This window comes from Collinsella aerofaciens (assembly GCF_020181355.1).
Taxonomy (GTDB): domain Bacteria; phylum Actinomycetota; class Coriobacteriia; order Coriobacteriales; family Coriobacteriaceae; genus Collinsella.
This window is the reverse complement of record NZ_CP084004.1, coordinates 1,233,633-1,250,366: the sequence shown is the minus strand read 5'-3', so window position 1 is coordinate 1,250,366 and position 16,734 is coordinate 1,233,633. Positions and strand designations below refer to the sequence as shown.

Here is a 16,734-nt window from a genome sequence, read left to right as displayed (position 1 = left end):
TAAACGTCTCAACGCTCAGACAAACACTATTTTACCGTTCTGGTTGGTCAGTTATTCACCTAAAGCCGCCAATGATGAAACGTTTTTTCTATCCCTGAAGACCCTTGTGCGGCATTCATACTCCCAAGCTGGGCAAACGTTTTATCAAGGTTGACCACATATCCCGGGCAGGACTGTGCCCCTCCAAAATATGCACCGTTCGCCGCCAAAAATCGACCGTTTGCGGCACCGTGATACCACTCGGTCGTCCAAGGTGCCGACATTTGTGCGACATCCGTCTTCGTGGTGCAAAGGTGCAAGTCCAAGTGCGGCACCCCCGGCGTGCCACATGCGGGTAAACTAGAACCTTATATAGAAACATTTGAACCCTAACCGCAGCAAAGGAGGCCCCATGGCATTCGATCCCATTCAAGAGGATTGCCATCGCCTCGTTCTTGAGGCCTTGCGCCGCGACAATATCCCGCTCACCGACGGTGCCGCCGTAGAGCGTCTGATGGAACAATTCACCCGCAACCCCGCACCGCTCATCGTGCACGACCGCGACCGCGCCGGGCACCTCATTGCCAAGGTGGTCGAGGCTGTCGACTACCGCATTCCCTTTATCCCTGACGATACCCAGGCAGAGCAAGAAGAGGCAGCTGCCGAGAACATGCTCCGCGAGGCAGCCGCGCTCGACCCGACCAACTGGGACGCTCAGCGCATGCTGACCGCCCTCACCGCCGGCTCCAACGAGGAATACGTGCAGTATCTGGTGTCCAAGTGCGACGAGGTGGAGCACGATCTGGCGCTCAAGACCGCCTCGGCGCAGGACCCCTACGAGCGTGAGGCCGCAGGCGACCTTATGCGCCGCCCCTACCTGCGCTGGCTTGCCGCCTTGGTATCGCGCGCGCTCATTAGCGGACGCTACCGCATGTCGCTCGAAGCCGCGAATCGCAGCTTGGACTTTGCGCCCAACGACCCCGCCGGCGTCCGCCATACTGCGATGCTTGCCATGGCAAAGCTCGAATACCCTGCCGAGGAGCTCAAGCGTTTTCGTTCCGCCCACTCCGTGCCCTATCTTGCCAACGCGCCGCTGCGCCGCCGTCCCAAAGATGCGGAGCGCGACCTGGACCCGTGGACGCTCATCGCACTGATGAGCGCAGCCTGGCGCGAGCTGGATTACGAGGGCGCCGAGCACTACCTGCGCATCCTGGTGCGCTCGTGTCCGCACGCAGCCGAGGCACTCTACTTCCAAACCGAGTTTCCCGATGGCGTCTATGCCCGCGTCAACGTGGGTGTGGGCTCCACCGACGAGCTTGTCCTTGCGCTGTCCGAGGCGACGCCGGTACTGCAGGAGGGCCTGGGCGCCCCCGACAACGCCAGCTTTGCCGCCTGGGTCGCCACCAACGACATCGTGCGCTCCCAAATCGACGAGCGCATCCTGCGCGCAGCCGAGCAGGGGCTTCCATTTAAGGGAGGAGACCTCTAATGGATCCGAGCGTCTACATCCCCGCCTACCTGGAGCGCACCTATCTGGCGTCGCACCCCGAGCTCACCGATGCAGCACGCGAGCTTGTCCATAACGACATTAGTGCGAATCCCCAAAAGTACGCGCAGTCCGAGCATGCCCAGGCGCTGCTGTCCTATGCCGGTGTTCATCGCCACCTGCTCGACGAGCTCCATCGCATCGAAGATATGGGCAGCGACGAGGAGTTTGAGCAGACGCGCAATCGCCTGTTCGACGACATGCGCGATGAGCTGCTCAAGATTGTCCGCGTCGATGCACTGGCCGTCGACGCGCAGCTGCTCGCCATCATCCTGGCGGACACGCCCGTCGATGCCTGCCTGGGCGACCTGATGAAGCTCGAGGCGAGCACGGCCGACTACCTGCAACAGAGCGTGCCCGGGTTTGATATGGAGGCCCCGCACTACTGGGCCAATAATGTTTTGGCCGACGGCGTGACGGCGGCAGATCTCACCGTGAGCGAGCCGGCACTTATCGGATGGCTCCACACGCTCGAGGCCATCTCGCAGCTGTGCATGGCGAGCGCCCGCTACCGCGCTGCCGCCAACTATGCCCGACGCGTCCTTAAGGCAGAAGGCTATCCCACCCGTGCCGCCGGCACCGTGCTGCTTGCCCTCGCACGCCTGGAAGACCAGGACGACTTTTTTGCCTTGGCCCACCAGCTCGAGGAGCAGATAGGGGCCGATGCCCTCGAGAACTCTCCCTGGTACCTGCTCGCCCGTACGATTCTGCTGTTCAAAACAAACAAGATGCGCCCGGCGACACGCGCCCTGCGCGAGTTTGCCAACCGCTGCGAGGGTGGCGCGTTCTTTTTGCTGAACCCCATGTATCAGACGCCATACCTTCCCTGCCGGCCCGAGCCACACGATCCCTGGGATCTTTCGCACCAGGCCGTTTGGGAAGCGGACGGTATTATCTCGGACACTCCCGACTTTGCCCCCTGGGCCAATGCCTGCGAAGACGTGTCGCAGCTTGCCCAGGAATTTGCGCGCCGTTACGGTTTTTAACGGCGCAAACGCCACGACCATGTCATTCACGTTAGGAACGGCTTCATGAACTTCCGCTCATCTCTCGCCTGCACCTCGAGCGATATCGCCCGCTGGGGGCTGCGCTCTGTCCTTAAGCGCCAGGGCGGCGTACTCCCCGGCCGCATCGCCATGAAAATCGATCCCGAGCTGTTAAGCGACCTCGCGGGCCTTGTCGACCGCAGCGTGGTGATCACCGGCACCAACGGCAAGACCACCACTTCGAACCTGATCGCCGACGCCGTTGCCGCCAGCGGCGCCACCGTGGTATGCAACCGCGCCGGCAACAACATGGAGCCGGGCGTGGTGGGCGCCCTGCTCGAGGCGCGCATCGGCCTCAAGCGTGCCGGCAGCGGCAAGCGCGTAGGCGTCTTTGAGTGCGACGAGCTCTACACCGTGCGCGTCCTGCCCAAGCTCAAGCCGACGTACTTCGTGCTGCTCAACCTGTTCCGTGACCAGCTAGATCGCTATGGCGAGATCGATCACACCCAAGAGGTCATCGCCCACGCGCTGGAGCTTTCGCCGGCAACGACACTCATCTACAACGCCGATGACCCGCTGTGCGCCTCGATTGCCGCGCGCGTTCCCAACGCGAGTATTGCCTTTGGCATCGATGGCGCCACCGACACCGAGTCTGACCGCATCAGCGACTCGCGTTTTTGCTCGCAGTGCAACGCCCCGTTGGAGTACGACTACGTACAGTATGGTCAACTCGGCGCCTACCATTGCCCCTCGTGCGGTTGGGCACGCCCCGCACTGGTCCGCCGCGTAACGAATGTGGAGCTCAGTCGCGATGGCTATGGTTTTGACCTGGTGTTTGGATCTGATTCCAGCGCACCAGCCGCGCACATCGCCACGCGCTACAACGGCCTGTACATGGTCTACAACGTTGCCGCCGCATTCTTTGCCGCACATGAGCTAGGCGTGGATACGGCGCACCTGCAGCCCACGCTCGATGCCTACGTGCCCGCCGGCGGACGCATGGGCCGCTGGGAGATCACCGGCCGTACCGTCGAGGCAAACCTGGCCAAGAATCCCGTGGGCTTCGATCGACAGATCCAGTCCATTAAGACGGCAGGCGGCAGACTCTGCGCTTTCTTCCTGAACGACAACAGCGCCGACGGCCACGATGTTTCGTGGATCTACGACGTCGACTTCGAGCGCATTGCCGATACCCCAGGGCTTGTCGCCTTTGCCGGTGGCACGCGTGCACACGATATGCAGGTGCGCCTCAAGTACGCCGGCATCAATGCCGCAATTATCTCGGACGTCGCGCAGGCAATTGGCACCGTGGCAGACGAGGCCGCCGGCGACACTTTCTACGTCGTCGCTAACTACACGGCCTTCCCGCCGCTGGTCAAGGAGCTCGACGAGCTTAAGGGCGCCACCGCCGACGTTGTTGCCGGGCGCGCCGTGGCCCGCGCCGATGGCAACGCCATCCCTTCCGCCGTCGCGCCGGTCGAGCTTTCGCGCCCGTTGCGCATCGTCTACCTGTATCCCGATGCGCTCAACCTCTATGGCGACGGCGGCAACGTTATCGCGCTCGAACGCCGCTGCGCCTGGCGCGGCATTCCCGTGCGCGTGGACGAGGTCCACATGGGCGAGGTGCTCGACCTGACCGACGCCGATATCGTCATGATGGGCGGCGGCTCCGATCGCGACCAGTTGGCTGTGGCACACGAGGTGCTCGCTCAAAAAGACAAGGTCGCGGCCTATGTTGAGGACAGCGGTTCGCTACTCGCCATCTGCGGCAGCTATCAGCTGCTCGGTCGTTCGTACTACATGGGTGAGGATCGCATCGAAGGCATGGGCATCATTGCCGCCGAGACCGTGCGCGGCTCCGACCGCCTGATCGGCAACGTCGCCGTCAAGACCGACCTGGCACCCGAGCCCTTTGTGGGATTCGAGAACCACGGCGGCCGCACGCTTTTGGACGCCGACGCCACACCGCTCGGAATGTCCGTTGTCACGGGCACCGGAAACAACGGCGACGATGGCTTTGAGGGCCTCATCTACAAGGGCGTCATCGGCACGTATCTGCATGGCCCGGCGCTGCCCAAGAACCCCGAGCTCGCCGACTGGCTGATCGCCCACGCTCTCGAGCGCCGCGGCGACGCACAGGCCATGGCGCTGCTGCCACTCAAACCCCTCGACGACACCTACGAGCACGCCGCCCACGACGCCGCCATGAAGCTCCTCCCCTAGCGCCCTACCACCACAAAGGGGACAGGCACCTTTGTGGTGGTTTTGACCCGTCCCAGCAGTTTGTCTCAATCTGTAACATCTAGACCGATAAAAGTCGTCTTACTGTTACAGATTGAGATGTTCGTCCCGACGCCCGCCGTCTATCTCGATCTGTAACAGATAGAGCCGATTTGCCCGCCCAGATGTTACAGATTGAGATTTTTAAAGATCGAGGAAGAGGGCCAGCTCCTGTGTGGTGGTTTTCCAGTTTGCCAACGATATACGCGCCGACAAAAAAGTCTGCTATACTCTTTCCCGCTGTCCCCATCGTCTAGCGGCCAAGGACGCCACCCTTTCAAGGTGGATATCGCGGGTTCGAATCCCGCTGGGGGCACCATTTAAAATGAGAAGCCCGTTGCCCTCGCTGAACTGCGTCCCAAATCTTGGACGCCCTAAATAGCGACTAGGCCGCGAGGGCCTGATTCCGGAACTCCTCCGGGGTCAGGCCCTTCAATCTTACCTGCCTCCGGCTCGTGTTCCAGTGGACTATGTATTCCTCCAGGTCGCGTTTGAAATCCTCGAACGTCTCCCACTCGCGGCCCCGGTAGAACTCGTCCTTGACGTGGCCGAAGAGCTGCTCGGTGGCGGCGTTGTCGATGCAGTTCGCCTTCCTGGACATGCTCTGGACGATGCCGGCGGCCTCGAGCCTGGATGTGTACGAGGCGTGCTGGTACTGCCAGCCCCGGTCCGAGTGCATGGTCGGGGCGGCGCCCTCGGGGATCTTGGACAGCAGCTCGTCGAGCATCCTGACCTGCTGGGCCATGTCGGGCGTGGTCGATATGTCGCTCGCCACGATCTCCTTGGTGCAGAAGTCCAGCGTCGGGGCCCAGTAGGCCTTGCCGCCCGCCACCTTGAACTCGGTGACGTCCGTTCCCAGCTTCCGCCACGGGGCCCCGGCGTCGAAATCCCTCGCGATCACGTTCTCGAACGTCCTGCCGACGACGCCCCTGTACGAGTTGTACCTGTGGTAGGCCGTCTCGCGTCTGATACCGCAGCGAATCCCCATCTCGCGCATCATCTTGAGCACGGTCTTGTCGGCTATCACGGTCCCCTCTTCCGCCCTGAGGCACATCGCTATCTGCCGGTGCCCGCAGCCGTTGGCGGTGCGCGAGAAGATCTCGGCGGCCGCCTCCCAGAGCTCGGGGCGCGTGGGCCTCGGCGGGTGCGCGAGGGCGTAGTAGTAGGTCGACCGCTTGAGCTCGGCGCATGCGAGCAGGTGCCCGAGCGCGTGCCCCTCGGCGCGCAGGGCCGCGACCGCTTCGGCCTTCGCCCTGGTCAGAGCCCGTCCCTCTCGACCAGGGCGCGTAATTTTTTTAGGTAGGCCACCTCGGCCTCGAGCCTACGGCACCGCTCCTCGAGCTCCTCCTCGCGGGTCCGCGGCCTCGCCTTGGAACCGCTCGGCCGGCCCTTGGGCCTCGGGCGCAGGGCCTCCGCGCCGCCCCGGCGGTATAGCGCGCACCACTTCTTGAGCGGCGACATCGACATTATGCCGAACGCCGCCATCGCCTCGGTCTTCGTCATGCCGCCGTCGACGACGGCGGAGGCGGCGGCGACCTTCTGCTCGTATGTGTACCTGCCCTGCTTTCCGTCCATGCGCAGCAGCACCTCGCTCCCGAATGCGCGGTATATCTCCTGCCATCTTCTCACGGCTTCCACGGGAAGCGAAAGGGCGATCGCGGCAGATTTATACCCGTGCCCGAGCTCGAAGAGCCCTATGGCCGCCTTCCTGGCCTCGATATCATGCTTCACTCTCAAATCAACGCGCATAAAGAAAGCCTCCCATTTCTCATGTCCAAGAAATGGGAGGCAGTTCACGCGGTGACGGGCTTTTTGCTACCGATATGCCGGGATTCGAACCCGGCAGGGTGCGGATCTGAGGAAACGCGAAGCGTTTTCCAGCGCAGCACGCAAGGAGCGAAGCGACGCAGCGGAAGCGGGCGGGGCCAGCCGCACACGAACATCCCGCTGGGGGCACCACAGCATCCAAGAAGCCCGTCACCCCCGTGGTGACGGGCTTCTTGCTACCCACGCGCCGGAATTCGAACCCAACAGGACGCGGAGCCGAGGAAACGCGTTTTGCTGCGCTCCAACAAGTGATTATCTTGTTCCAAAGGCAATACGATATCTGAGACGTCCGTATCGAAAAACATTGCCTGGAGACAGCTCCGCCTCCATTTGCCGTAATGTTGGCAAGCTTTCTTATCAATCGCACGTCTTGAAAAATTACCCCAACTTCAAAATCGCTGTGAGTTCCGAGGATGCCGGAAAACAACACATTCCCTCGACCCGTACTCTGCACACAGCATATAGACCTCCGATCCGTACATCGATAAAGCAGCGCCGAGTGTAGTCCAGCTCCCTGGTCTCGATTTGTAAATTCGTTGGCGAAGTCCAGGCATACGCTGCAAACAGCTTGCGAACGTCCCATACGGGTGCATCGTCCTTCTCAGCTTCATGAGTCACAAAGGGAAAGAGGTCTCCGACTCCGGCCCCATCACCCGATTTGCAAACCCAAGACTCGAAGCCAGCCTTCACACCGTACTCGCGACCATCGCGCAACAGAGACAAATCCAGCTCATTCTCATGAAATCGAATATCGATCTCTTCAAAATCCCCGAAAATGCAATGATGAATGCCCTCAAGGCGTAATGAACTCAAACGTCCGCCAGAAGCCAACCCAACTGGCACGGGAATGCTATCGAAGTCACGTTCGGAAGCCACCGTTTCCCGAACACTAAACTCTTTGAACAATACCTCATACAGCGGATCAAGCAGCGCCTTACTTCCTGTCGTGGAACTCGAGCAAGCGATGACAAGGCCATCTGTGGGCCGTATGTAGCACAGCTGCCCAAAAAGGCCAGAGCATCTGAATCCGCCGCGCCGGCACATCCAGAACTGGTATCCATAGCCATTGCTGTCTTCAGTCGCCTCAGACGGATAAAAGGGGCTCGTTTCCACCTGAATCTTCGTCGCCTCGGCAACCCATTCCGCGGGAATGATCTGTTCCCCACACCACTTGCCGCCATCCAGCAAACATTGACCAAACTTAGCCAAATCCGGTGTCGAAAGGTGAAGACCAAAACCTCCGGTCGTATGACCGGCTTGATCCTCTTCCCACCACCAACTTCTAATGCCTAACGGCGTAAACAAACGTTCGGCGAGATAATCGGATTCTTTCGTTCCACTTATGCGTTGCACGAGCATGCTCAATAAATGTGAACACAGCGAATCGTAGTGAAAGACCTCGCCCGGCTTCCAGTCAAACTCACGATGAAGAACCTCATGTGCCCAGTCGTCTCCCGCGCCAATATACGAAAGGTCACTCTCCTGCCCCATCGTCATAGTCAGCAAATTGCGAACCGTCACATTACGAAAGCGCTCATCCGCGATCTCGCCTTCATATTCCGGGAAGTATGAAATCCAGCGATCAGCCAGCGACAGCCGCCCTTCATTCACCAACATCCCGACAGCGACCGAGGTAAAGGACTTAGTCACAGAGTAGAGCGGGTGAACGTGTTCGAGGGCGAACGGCGCAGCCGCATGCTCAAAGACGACTTCACCATCTTGTCGAACCACGACCGAGCGGACTTCCACGCCCGCGGACCTCCACGCCGCAAGGCACGCCTCGCCCATCCTATTGTCAAAGATAATATTAGACACTCTCAACCACTGCCTCTCAAACGAAACCAGCACAAGACAAGGTCGCCCTCGGCGCTTATCCAAGGACGACCTTGTCAGATTGCTGGCGCACGGGGAATACATATCCCGCACTCCGCTTCTTTGGCTACTTTGCAGCCTCTACCGCCGGCACGTCCTCCTTGTACGTCGCATACGTAAGCAGGAACGAAATCACACTGGAAACCACAATGGCTATGATTACGTAAATCAGGTAGTTCGCGCCCATTGCACCGGACGGGTCAATGAAGCCCGGGAAGGCGCAGAAGCCGCCGCCGGTGAAGGCGAACATCTTGGTGCCAAGAGCGCCGATGATTAGGCCGCCGGGCACAGAGGCGATGCAGCTCATGATAAAAGGCTTCTTGCGCGGAAGGGTCACGCCGTAGATGCAGGGTTCGGTGATGCCAAAGAAGAAGCCCGAGATGAACGCCGGCCATGCAAGCTGCTTGAGCTTTACGTCCTTAGTCTTCAGAAGGATAGCGAGGACGGCAAGGGACTGAGCGTACGAGCAAACCATGTACGGCGCCATGACAATATCCCAGCCCTGGGAGGCAATGTTCACAAGCATGAGAGCAATGACACTCCAGTGGAAGCCGAAGATGACCATAGGCTGCCAAATGGCAGTAAGCACGATGCCGCCGAGCGCGCCGCCGATGACAGGCAAGCTGTAGAGGGAGTTAAACAGCAGGCTCATGAGGTTCGTAATCAGGGTGGCAATCGGGCCAATAATCAAATAGGTAGCGGGGACCATCACAACGAGCACGCACGTAGGCACAAAGAAGAACTTTACATACTCAGAGAAATGCTTGCGGCACCACTTCTCCAGCTTTGCCGCGAACCAAACAGAGATGATAATCGGAATGACAGAGCTCGTATAACCCGAAGACGGCATGATGACGGGTATGCCGAGGAATGTCGTGTAATAGTTCATGGCAAAGGGAGTGCCGGCAAGCACCGTTCCCAAGACATCACCCGATGTGATATTGACCATCGCCGGATACGTAAGTGCGATACCGAGCGTCATGCCAACGAACTCGCTGCAGCCAAACTTCTTTGCCGCGGTATAGCCAAGGATAATCGGCAGGAAGTAGAAGAAGCCGTCACCAGCCGCATATAGAATCTGGTACAAGCCATCTGTCGCCGTAATCCATCCAAGGGCGACGAGAATACTCAAAACACCCTTGATCATGCCCGCAGCACACAGCACCGCAAGAATCGACTGGATTACGCCTGAAATAGTATCGATAAGGGCACTAACAACGTTTCCTTTCTTGACGGGCTCACCATCAAGATTAACCTCGCCCAGCCCCTCGACACCAGAAGCGGCAACCGCGGCATCGTAAACATCCTCAATCACATTGATGCCGACAACAACCTGATACTGGCCATTCGCGTTGATTACCTGAATGACGCCTTTATGAGATTCAATTGCCTTAGTATCGGCCTTCGCATCGTCTCGCAGCTTGAAACGTAGACGCGTCATGCAGTGCGAGATGCTCAGGATGTTTTCCTTACCGCCGACGAGGCCAACTACGTCCTCGCCGAGCTTGCGATTTGCAAGCTCTTTGCTTTCGCTCATGGTTTTTCTCCCATGCGACCTGTCCAAGGTCGGCCGCCCGCCATCATTCGCTAAATTGATTTCCGATACTAGTGGAGTTCTGGCCAGAACTCCTTATTCGCCTCGATGAGATCGTCAAGGATCTTCTTTGCAACGGAGGCAGAGGGGACCGTCTTCGAAAGCGTCAGCGCCTGCCAAAGCTCCTGATAGGAATGGTCGACCCAAGCAGACACTGCAAGCTTTTCGACCGAGACCTGTTCCTCCATAAGTCCTTTCTGGAATTGCGGGATCTCACCTTGGCAAATTTTCTCGTAGCCGTCGCTGCCGACGATGCAGGGGATCTCGACCATAGCCGTTGGGTCAAAATTGGACACAGCCCCGTCGTTGGGAACAATCAGCGAGAAACGTTCACGGGTGTTCTCTGCCAAAGCGCGAGCAAGATCGACAATGTACTCAGCGTGGGTATCTGGCTTAAGGCCGAAACCCTCAGACGTACCCTTTTCGATAATCTGGCGGGCGGTGCCGAAGACGCGTTTCTCGCGACCCTCACGGACCTCGTCGGTGCGGGTGTGGTTGGGGTCGGTGTGCTCAACCACATAGTCCGGGAAGAGATAGTACTTGAGGTAGGTGTTCGGGATGGTATTCGGATCGAGCGCGTAAACATCCTTAGCCTTACGGAACGTCTGGTCCCAAGACGCATCGACGAATTCAAGGCCGGAATCCTCGCCGGCATAACCGTTTTTAGCCATTTGGGCCTTGATAGTGGGCATAAGGTCATTGCCAGCACGGTCGTGAATCTTTGTCCACCAGCCAAAGTGATTGAGACCGTAGTAGCCGACGACGAGGTCGTTGTGGTCCTTGAGACCACACATCTGAGCCATGATATCCATCAGGGCTATTGGCATGTCGCAGATGTTGATGATCCTTGAATCCGGGCGAAGACGGCGTGTCGCCTCAGCAACGATCGCCGCGGGGTTGGAGTAGTTGAGCATCCATGCGTTGGGACTGTATTTCTCCATGTAGTCAAGGATCTCGAGTACGCCGCCAATGGAGCGCAAGCCATAAGCAATGCCACCAGGACCGCAGGTCTCTTGGCCAAGAACGCCATAGCGCAGGGGGATCTTCTCGTCCTTATCGCGCATGGCGTACTTGCCAACGCGAATCTGGGCAAGTACAAAGTCGATGCCTGTGAAGGCCTCCTCAGGGTCGGTCGTATAGCTGAAGGCTACCTCTGGAGCATTCTCCCTGATGTAGATGGCACATGCCTTGGCAATTGTCCCCTGACGCTCGGCATCGTTGTCATAGAGCGTAATCCTATTGATAGGGAACACATCGCGCTTCGCGAGAAGTGTCAGAACAACGCCCGGCGTATAAGTGCTCCCGCCTCCCGCGATAGTAACCGCATAGCTCTGTTTTGCCATTGCAATCCTCCTGTCTAGACATGTACTTGACGACTTGAATTATAGCCACTTGATTTGCTATCTGTCTAGACATGTTAAGCACACGGGCGAACGGTTGATTTATGGCGGTAAGCGGTAACTTTAAGTGTCTCCACTTCCTATAATTGGTAGAAGTGGATAATCGCGCCGATTCGACGCATTCCGTACAACCTCAATAAGGAGAGCATTTTGGCAAGGATCCTGTACAGTGAAATTTACCGCAGCCTTCGAGAGCGGATTGTCGAAGGCAAGCATCCCGTGGGATCGCTCCTTCCTTCCGAACAAAATCTTTCCAAAGAGTTCTCCTGCTCTCGAATGACGGTGCGCAAGGCTATCTCGCTTCTCGCAAATGAAGGTCTAGTTCAGTCCATTAAAGGCAAGGGAGTCCTCGTAATCGAGACGTCAGTTGCAGGCACCAGCAAAGAGGGCGCATTCACCGTAAGCGGCCTTTGTTCGTTCAGCGAATCGGCACACGCGATCGGAGCAATCCCAACGTCAAAAATCGTCTATTTCGAACACGTAAGCACCAATAAGTGTCTAGCTCAGTTGACGGGATTTCCCGAAGGAGAAGACCTTACGCATTTGAAGCTCGTCCGCATGCTCGACGATAAACCGGTCGCTGTCGACCGCCACTACTTCCTAACTTCCTCCGTCCCCGGCTTAAACGAGCAGAATGCCACCCTGTCGCTCTTCCATTACATCGAGGATGAGCTAGGGCTCACCATTGCCGTGAGCAAACGAACGATAACACTCGCCCAGCCCGACGCTGAGGACTGCCGGTTGCTTGGCGTCGATTCTTCTTCGTATCTGGCAGTCGTAACCAGCCAGACATTCGACTCAACCGGAACTCAATTTGAGTACATCGAGGCACGTTATATTCCAAGCATTTTTCATTTTCATGACACGGCAACGCGCACGCCCTTACCCTAGCAAACGACACGGAGCAGACTCTTCCCTAATAAATTTGTTCAACAAGAAAGCCGGGGCCCGCGCGATGCGGACCCCGGCTTTCAACCGTGACGGTATGTTGTCCCAGTCCTACACGTAGAACAGAATGTCATCGTAGGTCGGAACCGGCCAGTAGTCGGCGGCCACGATCTCCTCCATGGCGTCCACGGCGGCACGCAGCGTATCCATAGCGGGAACAACCTCGTGCGCGTACACGTTGGCCTGCTCCTGGCCATCGAGGGTCTCGGCCTTCTGGTGTACGGCATCGAGAGCCTTGATGGAATCGTTGATGGCGGTGATGCCGTTGCAGAGCTTGTTGAGCGTGTTCTGCTCGCACTGCATGGCAGCGTCAGCACCGGCGGCGCGGATTGTCTCCAGACCCTTAGCGACCTTGGTGGCATAGGCGGTGATGACCGGGCGATAGGTACGACGTGCCTCGCGAATCATCGTGGTAGCCTCGATGTTCATGAGCTTGTTGTACTTCTCGAGCTTGCAGTCGTAGCGGCACTGGGCCTCGGCGCGGGTCAGAACGCCCGTCTCCTCAAAGAGCGCGATGGCCTTATCGGAAACAAAGGCAGGCAGAGCGTCGGCCGTGGTCTTGTTGTTGGCAAGGCCGCGCTTCTCGGCCTCGATGGGCCACTCGTCGGAGTAACCGTCGCCGGAGAACAGGATGCGCTGGTGATCGGTCAGCACCTTCTTGCAGTACTCAAGCGCGGCGTCCTGGAACTTATCCTCGGGCGTACCCTCGAGTGCGTCGGCGAAGGACTTGAGCGACTTGGCCACGGCGGCATCGAGCACCAGGTTGGAGTCGGAGACGTTCTGCTCGGAGCCGCAGGCACGGAACTCGAACTTGTTGCCGGTGAAGGCGAACGGGGAGGTGCGGTTGCGATCGGTGTTGTCCTGCATCAGCTTGGGCAGGGTATCGGCGCCCAGGTCGAGCACGCCGCGCGTGGCATGGACGGAAGCCTTGCCATCGATGATCTTCTCGACGACCTCGGTAAGCTGGTCGCCCAGGAAGATGGACATAATCGCCGGAGGAGCCTCGTTGGCGCCCAGACGATGGTCGTTGCCGGCCGAGGCGACGGAAGCACGCAGGAGCTCCTGATAGTTATCGACGGCCTCGATCACCGCAGTGAGGAAGACGATGAACTGCAGGTTGTCGAGCGGGGTGTCGCCCGGATCGAGCAGATTCTCGGACTCGGTGCCAAGCGACCAGTTGTTGTGCTTGCCCGAACCGTTGATACCCTCGAACGGCTTCTCGTGCAGCAGGCAGACCAGATCGTGGCGGGAGGCGATGAGCTTCATCTTCTCCATCATGACCAGGTTCTGGTCGATGGCCTCGTTGACCTCGCCATAGACGGGGGCGAGCTCATGCTGGCAGGGGGCAACCTCGTTGTGCTTGGTCTTGGCGGGAATGCCGAGCGCCCACAGCTCGTTGTCCAGGTCCTTCATATAGGACGAGACGGTGGGGCGGATTGCGCCAAAGTAGTGCTCCTCGAGCTCCTGGCCCTTGCAGGGAGCGGCGCCAAAGAGCGTGCGGCCGGTGATGACCAGGTCCTTGCGCTTGCGGTAGGCGTCCTTCTTGATCAGGAAGTACTCCTGCTCGTCGCCTACGGAAGGAACGACCTTCTTGGGGCTCTTGCCAAACAATGCCAAAACGCGCTTGGACTCACGCGAGAGCGCGGTCATGGAGCGCAGCAGCGGGGTCTTCTTGTCCAGGGCCTCGCCCGTGTAGGAGCAGAAGGCCGTGGGGATGCACAGGACGTCGTCCTTGATAAAGGCGGGGCTGGTGGGATCCCAAGCGGTGTAGCCACGGGCCTCGAAGGTGGCACGCAGGCCGCCGTTGGGGAAGCTGGAGGCGTCCGGCTCGCCCTGGATGAGGTTCTTGCCCGTAAACTTGGTAATGGCGGTGCCGTCGTGGTTGGGCTCGAGGAAGCTGTCGTGCTTCTCGGAAGTGATGCCCGAAAGTGGCTGGAACCAGTGCGCATAGTGCGTAGCGCCCTTGGAGATGGCCCAGACCTTCATGGCGTGAGCGACGGCGTTGGCCACGTCCAGGTCGAGCGGCTCACCGTCCTCGAGGGTTGCAGCAAGGCGCTTCCAAATGTCCTTGGGGAGGTAGTCCTTCATGACTTCCTCAGAGAACACCATGGTTCCGAAGCGGTCAGTAAGTTCGGCCATACGGAACTCCCTTCGTATCGGCACCGCGTGAGAAGCGGTGTTGATTGCTAACGAACAAGTCCTAGCTTAGACTCGCCGTGTTTCCGCGACATTACCGTTATGTTGCTGTCGCGAAACCAATCAATGAGGTTACCGCATCGCGGCGGTGTTGCTGCCCTCAACAGCCAATCAACTGTATAAATTGCAGACCTCTCCCCATGGTTTAAGGATAGTCAACTTGGAATGGGGCTCTATTAACTGGTATTTCGCATCAGATACCATTCAATAGAGCCCCCATTCTACATTGACCGCTCTGTTATAGGAAATGCCGATAGCGAAGCATTTTCGATTGGTATCACCAAATAGCGAGTAAAACTCCATCGTGGCGCAGTGGTGCTGTAGAATCCTTACAACACATCGCACTAAGCATCTAAAGGAGCACGATATGCGCGTCGACGAGGTTTTTAAGCAGGCAGCATCCCAAGGCACCGCGCCCGTTTCGTTTGAGATGTTCCCGCCCAAGGGCGAGCTGACCCTCGACACGGCTCGCGAAGTGGCAGGCAATCTGTGCAATCTTTCGCCGAGTTTTGTCTCGGTCACCTGCTCGGCCGGCGGTTCGGGCAACGGCGCCGCCACCGCCCCCATCGCACATATGATTACGAGCGAATTCGATACGCCCTCGGTGGCACACCTCACCTGCGTTGGCCGCACGCATGCCGATATTGCCGCCAAGATCGACGAGTACCGCTCCGCCGGTGTAGAAAATGTGCTGGCCCTGCGCGGTGATCTTCCCGCCGGCGCGACCGAGGACGACAAGCCCGCCTCGGACTACGCCTACGCCCGCGACCTCATCCCCGAGCTCGTCGACGCCGGCTTTTGTGTGGGCGCCGCAGCCTACCCCGAGGGCCACATTGCCTGCGAGGACCTCAACGTCTCGGTCGAACACCTCAAGCAAAAACAGGACGCCGGCGCGAGCTTCTTTGTGACGCAGCTCTTCTTTGATAACGAGTGCTTCTACCGTTTTCGCGAGCTTGCCGACAAGGCCGGTATCACCGTGCCCATTACCGCGGGCATCATGCCGTTTATGGGCAAGTCGCAGATCAGCCGCATGGTCTTTATGTGCGGCGCATCGCTGCCCTCCCCCGTCATCAAGATTCTCGCCAAGTACGAGAACGATCCCGAGAGCCTGCAGGCAGCCGGTGTAGATTATGCCGCCCGTCAGCTTTGCGACCTCAAGGAGCACGGCGCCGCCGGTCTGCACCTGTACACTATGAATCGTCCTGCGATCGCCGCAACCATTATGGAGCGCCTGGGGTAATGGAAAAACCGCACATCGATACAACCGCTGTCGAAGTGCCGGCCGACCTTGCGTCGCCGGCGCTTTATCGTATCGATGATGCCCACCATCCCCGCGTCGATCGTGCCGAGATGCTGCGCTACCTGGGCTACAGCGGTCAGCAAATTGAGCCCGAACTGTCGCAGCGTATTGAGCTTGTCGTTGAACGTTTGGAACTGGACATTGAGCCCCGTGGCGTGCGACGCGTGTTTGCCGTCGATGCCACGGGCGTGGACGAGCAGGGAGAGCCCTGCATCCGTCTGGTCGGCACCAACGTTGAGCTGCGCGGTCGCGATATCTATCGACATCTCAAAGACGCCCGATTTGCCGCGCTCATGGCATGCACCCTCGGCATGGACGCCGAGCGTCGCCTGCGCACCACGGGAGCCCAGCAGCCCCTAGAGGGAGCTGTGCTCGATGCCGCGTGCTCTGCCTATGTGGAAGCTGCCGTCGAGCAGATGGATCAGCAGGTCAAGGCTGCGGCCGCCGCACACGGACTCGCCGGTAACTGGCGCTTCAGTCCCGGCTACGGCGACTGCCCGCTTACGGCACAACGCTCGATCGTGAATGCGCTCAACGCCACGCGGCTCATCGGGCTTACCGTCACGCCTACCAGCCTACTCATGCCCACAAAGAGCGTGACCGCGGTGATCGGTCTGTTTGACGGCGAGGTCCACGACGCCCAGAGCCGTCCCACCTGCACTATCTGCCGCATGCGCGAGCACTGTCGCTTCCGCGCCGCCCACACCACCTGCTATTCGCATTCTGAATAAAATGTCAATTGATGGCACGGTATCGAGGGAATCTCGTCCGTAAGTAAGCGGATGTCCTCACAAACAAGTACCATA

The 16,734-nt window shown here is 59.0% G+C and carries 12 protein-coding genes and 1 tRNA gene; 7 read left to right on the top strand and 6 right to left on the bottom strand.

Annotated elements, in window-relative coordinates:
• Positions 1–391: 391 nt before the first annotated feature.
• The 4 genes from LCQ44_RS05355 to LCQ44_RS05340 all read left to right on the top strand — a co-directional run bounded on the left by LCQ44_RS05355 (position 392) and on the right by LCQ44_RS05340 (position 5,110).
• The gene (locus tag LCQ44_RS05355; protein ID WP_225093252.1) at positions 392–1,468 is read left to right on the top strand and encodes a hypothetical protein; all 1,077 of its coding nucleotides are present in this window, start codon (positions 392–394) and stop codon (positions 1,466–1,468) included.
• Positions 1,468–2,511, top strand: a complete 1,044-nt coding sequence (locus tag LCQ44_RS05350; RefSeq protein WP_225093251.1) for a hypothetical protein — start codon at positions 1,468–1,470, stop codon at positions 2,509–2,511. Before LCQ44_RS05355 ends, LCQ44_RS05350 begins: the two co-directional genes overlap by 1 nt.
• A gap of 45 nt (positions 2,512–2,556) precedes the next feature.
• Positions 2,557–4,734, top strand: a complete 2,178-nt coding sequence (locus LCQ44_RS05345; RefSeq protein ID WP_225093250.1) for a MurT ligase domain-containing protein — start codon at positions 2,557–2,559, stop codon at positions 4,732–4,734.
• A gap of 299 nt (positions 4,735–5,033) precedes the next feature.
• Positions 5,034–5,110 (top strand) — tRNA-Glu (locus LCQ44_RS05340).
• Positions 5,111–5,176: 66 nt separating this feature from the next.
• On the opposite strand, the gene LCQ44_RS05335 is transcribed toward LCQ44_RS05340, so the two are convergent.
• The 5 genes from LCQ44_RS05335 to LCQ44_RS05315 all read right to left on the bottom strand — a co-directional run bounded on the left by LCQ44_RS05335 (position 5,177) and on the right by LCQ44_RS05315 (position 11,427).
• On the bottom strand, positions 5,177–6,019 hold the full coding sequence (locus tag LCQ44_RS05335; RefSeq protein WP_263634096.1) for an IS3 family transposase: 843 nt from the start codon (positions 6,017–6,019) through the stop codon (positions 5,177–5,179).
• A 29-nt stretch (positions 6,020–6,048) separates the two neighbouring features.
• Positions 6,049–6,540, bottom strand: coding sequence for a helix-turn-helix domain-containing protein (locus LCQ44_RS05330; protein ID WP_225093249.1), 492 nt, complete (start codon positions 6,538–6,540; stop codon positions 6,049–6,051).
• Between the two features lie 456 nt (positions 6,541–6,996).
• Positions 6,997–8,367, bottom strand: coding sequence for a serine hydrolase domain-containing protein (locus LCQ44_RS05325; RefSeq protein ID WP_225093248.1), 1,371 nt, complete (start codon positions 8,365–8,367; stop codon positions 6,997–6,999).
• Between the two features lie 190 nt (positions 8,368–8,557).
• Positions 8,558–10,027, bottom strand: a complete 1,470-nt coding sequence (locus LCQ44_RS05320) for a PTS transporter subunit EIIC (RefSeq protein WP_225093247.1) — start codon at positions 10,025–10,027, stop codon at positions 8,558–8,560.
• Between the two features lie 68 nt (positions 10,028–10,095).
• A complete protein-coding gene (locus tag LCQ44_RS05315) occupies positions 10,096–11,427 on the bottom strand; it encodes a 6-phospho-alpha-glucosidase (RefSeq protein WP_225093246.1) in 1,332 nt (443 codons plus the stop codon).
• 207 nt (positions 11,428–11,634) lie between these two features.
• Between LCQ44_RS05315 and LCQ44_RS05310 the strand changes: the two genes are divergently transcribed.
• Positions 11,635–12,375: a GntR family transcriptional regulator gene (locus tag LCQ44_RS05310; protein ID WP_225093245.1), complete on the top strand. Its 741-nt coding sequence runs from the start codon at positions 11,635–11,637 to the stop codon at positions 12,373–12,375.
• Between the two features lie 108 nt (positions 12,376–12,483).
• On the opposite strand, the gene LCQ44_RS05305 is transcribed toward LCQ44_RS05310, so the two are convergent.
• Positions 12,484–14,571: a glutamine synthetase III family protein gene (locus tag LCQ44_RS05305; RefSeq protein WP_225093244.1), complete on the bottom strand. Its 2,088-nt coding sequence runs from the start codon at positions 14,569–14,571 to the stop codon at positions 12,484–12,486.
• A gap of 424 nt (positions 14,572–14,995) precedes the next feature.
• Here LCQ44_RS05305 and LCQ44_RS05300 point away from each other — a divergent pair, with 424 nt between their 5' ends.
• Both LCQ44_RS05300 and LCQ44_RS05295 read left to right on the top strand, forming a co-directional pair.
• Entirely contained in the window at positions 14,996–15,868 is an 873-nt protein-coding gene (locus tag LCQ44_RS05300; RefSeq protein ID WP_225093243.1) for a methylenetetrahydrofolate reductase, read from the top strand.
• Entirely contained in the window at positions 15,868–16,659 is a 792-nt protein-coding gene (locus LCQ44_RS05295) for a hypothetical protein (protein WP_225093242.1), read from the top strand. Before LCQ44_RS05300 ends, LCQ44_RS05295 begins: the two co-directional genes overlap by 1 nt.
• Positions 16,660–16,734 lie beyond the last annotated feature (75 nt).

Excerpts from the sequence above, each read along its gene's own strand:
- LCQ44_RS05355 (WP_225093252.1), top strand. The coding sequence starts at position 392 with ATGGCATTCGATCCCATTCAAGAGGATTGCCATCGCCTCGTTCTTGAG.
- LCQ44_RS05350 (WP_225093251.1), top strand. The coding sequence starts at position 1,468 with ATGGATCCGAGCGTCTACATCCCCGCCTACCTGGAGCGCACCTATCTG.
- LCQ44_RS05345 (WP_225093250.1), top strand. The coding sequence starts at position 2,557 with ATGAACTTCCGCTCATCTCTCGCCTGCACCTCGAGCGATATCGCCCGC.
- LCQ44_RS05330 (WP_225093249.1), bottom strand. The coding sequence starts at position 6,540 with ATGCGCGTTGATTTGAGAGTGAAGCATGATATCGAGGCCAGGAAGGCG.
- LCQ44_RS05320 (WP_225093247.1), bottom strand. The coding sequence starts at position 10,027 with ATGAGCGAAAGCAAAGAGCTTGCAAATCGCAAGCTCGGCGAGGACGTA.
- LCQ44_RS05315 (WP_225093246.1), bottom strand. The coding sequence starts at position 11,427 with ATGGCAAAACAGAGCTATGCGGTTACTATCGCGGGAGGCGGGAGCACT.
- LCQ44_RS05305 (WP_225093244.1), bottom strand. The coding sequence starts at position 14,571 with ATGGCCGAACTTACTGACCGCTTCGGAACCATGGTGTTCTCTGAGGAA.
- LCQ44_RS05300 (WP_225093243.1), top strand. The coding sequence starts at position 14,996 with ATGCGCGTCGACGAGGTTTTTAAGCAGGCAGCATCCCAAGGCACCGCG.
- LCQ44_RS05295 (WP_225093242.1), top strand. The coding sequence starts at position 15,868 with ATGGAAAAACCGCACATCGATACAACCGCTGTCGAAGTGCCGGCCGAC.